The sequence below is a fragment of the Streptomyces sp. NPDC044571 genome, assembly GCF_040647115.1.
Lineage (GTDB): Bacteria > Actinomycetota > Actinomycetes > Streptomycetales > Streptomycetaceae > Streptomyces.
The window spans coordinates 1-4,247 of the sequence record NZ_JBEZBN010000111.1 but is presented as its reverse complement, the minus strand read 5'-3'; the positions used below and the strand labels follow the sequence as shown (position 1 = coordinate 4,247).

Here is a 4,247-nt window from a genome sequence, read left to right as displayed (position 1 = left end):
CTCATGACCCGCCGCCTCACACACGAGACCACCCACAACTGGCGCGACAGCCAAGCCAAATGAAACAGACAACCGAGAATCAAACGCTCACTTAGCCGTCGTCCTCCGGGATCGACCTCAGTTCGCTGGCGCCCAGCATGTAGTCCACGGCCTCTTCAACGTAGGACTACCAGTGTCGGAGGCTCCGTAGATGACCGTCAGGCCGGGCCTGAATTCGACCGCCGCCGGGGACGTTCCCATGCCAAGGAAGGTCAGGTGTGCGAGCGTCAGTCTGATCACAGGACATCCTCTCCCAGGTCACCGGGGCTCACGTGGATACGGTCAGACCAGCGCTGGGTGATCTCGTCGCGAAGGATCTTCCAGGTCTTCATGCGGGCGAAGGCCTGCTCGACGCGGGCGCGAACCTTGCGGTGGGAGGTGTCGAAGGCGGCCCGGCTCAGGGTTCTCGGAGGTCGCCCCGATGTGGAGGTCTTGGGCGATGTGCTCCAGCTCCATGTGATCCGGGCTGAGGCGGGTGTCCTGCACGCACCGCTCAGGGTCTCGCGAGGGGGCGGGCGGTGAGGAGGCCGTGGGTGCCGGTCAGCAGGAGCAGGGCCGTGGGTTGGCGCTGGAGGCCGGTGACGGTGAGGTGTCCGCCTATCGCCTCAAGGCGTCGACGGAGCACGAGCAGGAGTTTGAGGCCGCTGGAGTCCATGAAGGAGACGCCCGACAGGTCCAGCTGCAGCATCTGGCTATCCAGCGGAATGCCGGCCGCGGTGTGAGTGGCCTTCTCGAGTTCGGGACGGCTCTGGACGTCCATGTCGCCGGTGACGATGATCAGGGTGTGGGTGTGGTGGTGCCGGCGGGTCACCACGGTGAAGTCGTTCATGGTCCCCCCGTGGATCGGGGTCAAGCCCATCAGGCCGCCCGGCGAAGGGGGCGTCGAGCAGGCGGCATAGGGCCGCGTGCAGTCGAGCAAGACAACCCGTACCGCGCCCCGGTCACAACATGACCCGCAAGGGCGGCGCGGGGCCTCCTACCAGACCAGGCTGGTTGTCCACGCAGCGTGGCACACATCAGGCACTGTCCACCACCCTCCCCGCACCGAGGCAGGACAGGGACAGGCCGCCGCCGGCGTTACGAATTCCCCACCGCCGCGCGTAGGTGCCGGCGCGGCTGGCCCACGCCGTCGGCACGGCGCGGGCCGGTCTGTCCACCGTCGAGCACGAGACGCCGACGCACCTGCGGGTGTTCACCGGCCGCAGCCGGCGGCCATCGCCACAGTGCTCGGCATGGCTGAAGAAACCTACCGGCAGCTGGAGACGACCGGCCGGGCCGGCCCGTAAGGTTCACGTCATGCATGCAGCCACCATCGGCTCTGCGGCGCCCGACCTTCAAGCTCGTATGTCTCCCGCACACCGCAGGGCAACCGAAAGATTGCACATACAAGTTCCCGGATTCCAGGACGAGTTAACCTACTCCTCTATCAAGATCACGACGCGGGGGGATGCAGAGCAGTGAGCAGCGAACAGCCGGGTCACGGCTGGCAGACGGCTCCGGCCGACCAGACGGCCGGCGTCGGCGGGGCACCCGGTTCCGGGGCGCCGATCCGTGGTTCGTCGCACCGCGGTGCGTGGATCGGTGCCGGAGCGACCCTGGCGGCGGCGGTGATCTCGGTACTCGGCGCCTATCTGCTGGCCTCCGGCCACGGCGGCGCGAAGGGCGCGCCGGCGCCGCCTGCAGGCCAGGCTTCCGCACCGCAGGTGTCTGCCCCCACCACCCTGGACTCCACCCCGGGCAGTGCGAGCCCTTCGGGCGGCCAGGCCATCCCTTCGGCGGCCGCACCGTCTCAGGCGCCGTCCCCGAAAGCCGCTGGCACGGTGTGGTGGGAGGGCGCCCTGGTGATTGCGTACGCCGAGGACAAGGATCTCGACTCCACGCCGCCCTCGCGGTCCGAGATCAACCAGGAGAACGACTTCACGGTCTTCCAACTCAGCGGCCGCATGCTGCGTCCCGAGTACGGCGCGAAGGCGCTCGTGTGGGAGAACTCCGGCACGGTCCCCTCGTACTCGGACTGTGCGGGTGTCACGAAGACGCAGGCCACCGCCAAAGACATCGAGATGAAGACCGGCATGGTCGTGTGCGGCAGGACGAACCAGGGCAGAGTGGTCCGGCTGGCCGTCAAGCAGTTGGCCGGGCAGGCCTTCGACGTGCGGGGTACCTTCGAGGTCGTGGTCTGGGATAACACCTGAGTACGGCGCGCGGGCCGCGGCCAGGATCACCGCAGCCGAGCCCGACACCGCGACTCACCGCCCGTGGCCGGTCCGGGAACGGGCTGTTCCATGACCGGCCGCGGGCCCTGCCGTAATCCGCTTGCCCTGGACGGGGGTGAACCATCAGGACCGTCCGAGCGGAAGCTGAGTCGGGTACCGCAGGACATCGATAGTGAGGTGGTCTCCGGCAAGCAACGCCGATCCCCGCGTCCCCGATACCCAGCGCCACGTTCCGGCAGCCGGCCCCGTCGCCCATCCTGCATCCGGGCCCTGCAGCCGGAGCTCACGAAACGCCCGGCGCCCAGTGGTCAGGCCCCCGTCCTCCGGATCCACCGGCACGCCGCAGGGATCAGCAACCGACACTGCCCGACGGCAGACCGAAAGCCTCGTTAACCGTTGTGGTCAGCCTATGGGGAGCCAGAGGGAGTACACGCGGGGGTTGGGATAGGTGAACGTGTTGGTCTCGGCGTCGTACCGGGTGTTCTGCAGCTGGATGTACCCCTCCTCGCGCATGTCGTAGTTGCACTCGGCCCACTTGCCGGCGGTCAGCTTGTTCCGGCAGCCACCCGTGCGCCCGTAGTTGGTCTGCCACAGGGCCACCGCCGACTTGCCATCGGCCAGCGTGTCCTTCACGTAGACCTTGTCGCCCGCCTTGTCGAAGCACGACGTTCTCCTTCAGGGGGTGGGGCGGTCGGGCCGGCGCAGTCGCAGCAGCTGGTCGTAGTGGGCGACCGAGGGAAGCGGCCGCTTGTCGGGTGGCAGGTGAGCCAGGCGGCGCCCCCAAGGCCACAACCCAGCGGGCGTGGCGCCGCAGCTGATATGAGGTCCTGAAGGCCCACCGGCTACCGGCCCTGACCCGCACAGTTGTAGTGGCTGCTCAACCTGCGGCGGCCGGGCCCCCCGCCGAACCGGGGCACCTGGTCCACGGTCGCGTCCAGGCGCAGGCGCACGTACCGGATCGGGTGCCGGTAGACGCCGCCGCGATCGATGGAGGTGTCAGCGCTGATCTCCGCGACGAGGTCCGGCTGGACGAGGGACGTCGCGGCTTCCCCATGCCGAGGAGAACCTCACGCCGGTCCACGGATGGCCGGGACCGGCCGGGGCGAGGTGCCCTGCGAGCTCGCGGGCCGCGTCGGGGCGCAGCGGAACCGTCCGGCCGACGGGGCGCAAGCGGCCGGTAGGGTCGTGGTGGCCGAGAATAAGGAGCTGGGGGCGTGCGAGGGTGCCGGTAATCGCGCCGATGATCGCCTCGGAAGTGTCTCTTCGTCTGATCTTGGTCCAGGCGCGAACCCCCGGTGTGGACGGTCACGTAATTCCCCAAGGGCTGTGGTCAGGTAATTCCCCAGGTCCTGGCTGTGTGAGGGGCTAGGTTGGTGATCGTGGAGACCCGGGGGCGGATGTATCGGTATGTGGGTCCGGCCGAGCGGAAGGAGCTCGTCCGGGCGGGTGGCGAGGGCCGGAGCATGCGCTCGGCGGTGGACTTCGGCGTGTGGGCCTCCGAGCTGACCCCGGATGAGCTGGCCGAGCCGTTCACGTTCGTCGTCGACGCCGGCGGGGTGCTGCGACTGGCTCCGCGCCGCAGCGAGCACGTGGTGTGCGCCGGCGGCGAAGAGGTGCTGAGCGCCGGCGAGATGAGCTTCCATGAGGAGTCCGGGCGGTGGGAGGTCGAGGAGGTCAGCAACCAGTCGACCGGATACTGCCCAGACGTCATCTCATGGCCGGCCGTGGCCGAGGCCCTGGACCGGATCGGGGTCCAGCGCCCGTCCGGCTTCACCCATGAGGTGGTCTTCCGCCGCTGCCGCTCCTGCCAGGAGCTGAACATCGTGCGGGAGGAGGACTTCGTCTGCGTCTTCTGCGGCGAGGACCTGCCTCGGGAGTGGAATGTTGCCGAGCCGGATTGCTAGGGCCTGTGTGATGTCCTGATCATTCGTTGGTCTTGAGTAGGTCGTCGATCCAGATCATTGCGGCGCGGAGGTGGAGGCCGGCGAGGTAGCT

The 4,247-nt window shown here is 68.6% G+C and carries 4 protein-coding genes and 1 pseudogene; 2 read left to right on the top strand and 3 right to left on the bottom strand.

From position 1 onward, the window contains the following. Positions 1–344 precede the first annotated feature (344 nt). Both AB0B01_RS30520 and AB0B01_RS30515 read right to left on the bottom strand, forming a co-directional pair. Positions 345–422, bottom strand: a pseudogene (locus AB0B01_RS30520) (IS5/IS1182 family transposase); the annotation flags it as partial. A gap of 110 nt (positions 423–532) precedes the next feature. After that, the gene (locus AB0B01_RS30515) at positions 533–868 is read right to left on the bottom strand and encodes an STAS domain-containing protein (RefSeq protein WP_361726144.1); all 336 of its coding nucleotides are present in this window, start codon (positions 866–868) and stop codon (positions 533–535) included. 628 nt (positions 869–1,496) lie between these two features. Here AB0B01_RS30515 and AB0B01_RS30510 point away from each other — a divergent pair. Then, positions 1,497–2,231, top strand: coding sequence for a hypothetical protein (locus tag AB0B01_RS30510; protein ID WP_361726141.1), 735 nt, complete (start codon positions 1,497–1,499; stop codon positions 2,229–2,231). Between the two features lie 423 nt (positions 2,232–2,654). Here AB0B01_RS30510 and AB0B01_RS30505 read toward each other — a convergent pair whose 3' ends face one another. Then, positions 2,655–2,885 carry a hypothetical protein gene (locus AB0B01_RS30505; RefSeq protein WP_361726138.1) on the bottom strand — a complete coding sequence of 77 codons (231 nt, stop codon included), beginning with the start codon at positions 2,883–2,885 and terminating at the stop codon, positions 2,655–2,657. Between the two features lie 764 nt (positions 2,886–3,649). On the opposite strand from AB0B01_RS30505, the gene AB0B01_RS30500 reads away from it, so the two are divergent. After that, positions 3,650–4,156 (top strand): hypothetical protein, encoded by a 507-nt coding sequence (locus AB0B01_RS30500; protein WP_361726135.1) that lies wholly within the window; start codon positions 3,650–3,652, stop codon positions 4,154–4,156. The last annotated feature ends 91 nt before the right edge of the window (positions 4,157–4,247 follow it).

Excerpts from the sequence above, each read along its gene's own strand:
- AB0B01_RS30515 (WP_361726144.1), bottom strand. The coding sequence starts at position 868 with ATGAACGACTTCACCGTGGTGACCCGCCGGCACCACCACACCCACACC.
- AB0B01_RS30500 (WP_361726135.1), top strand. The coding sequence starts at position 3,650 with ATGTATCGGTATGTGGGTCCGGCCGAGCGGAAGGAGCTCGTCCGGGCG.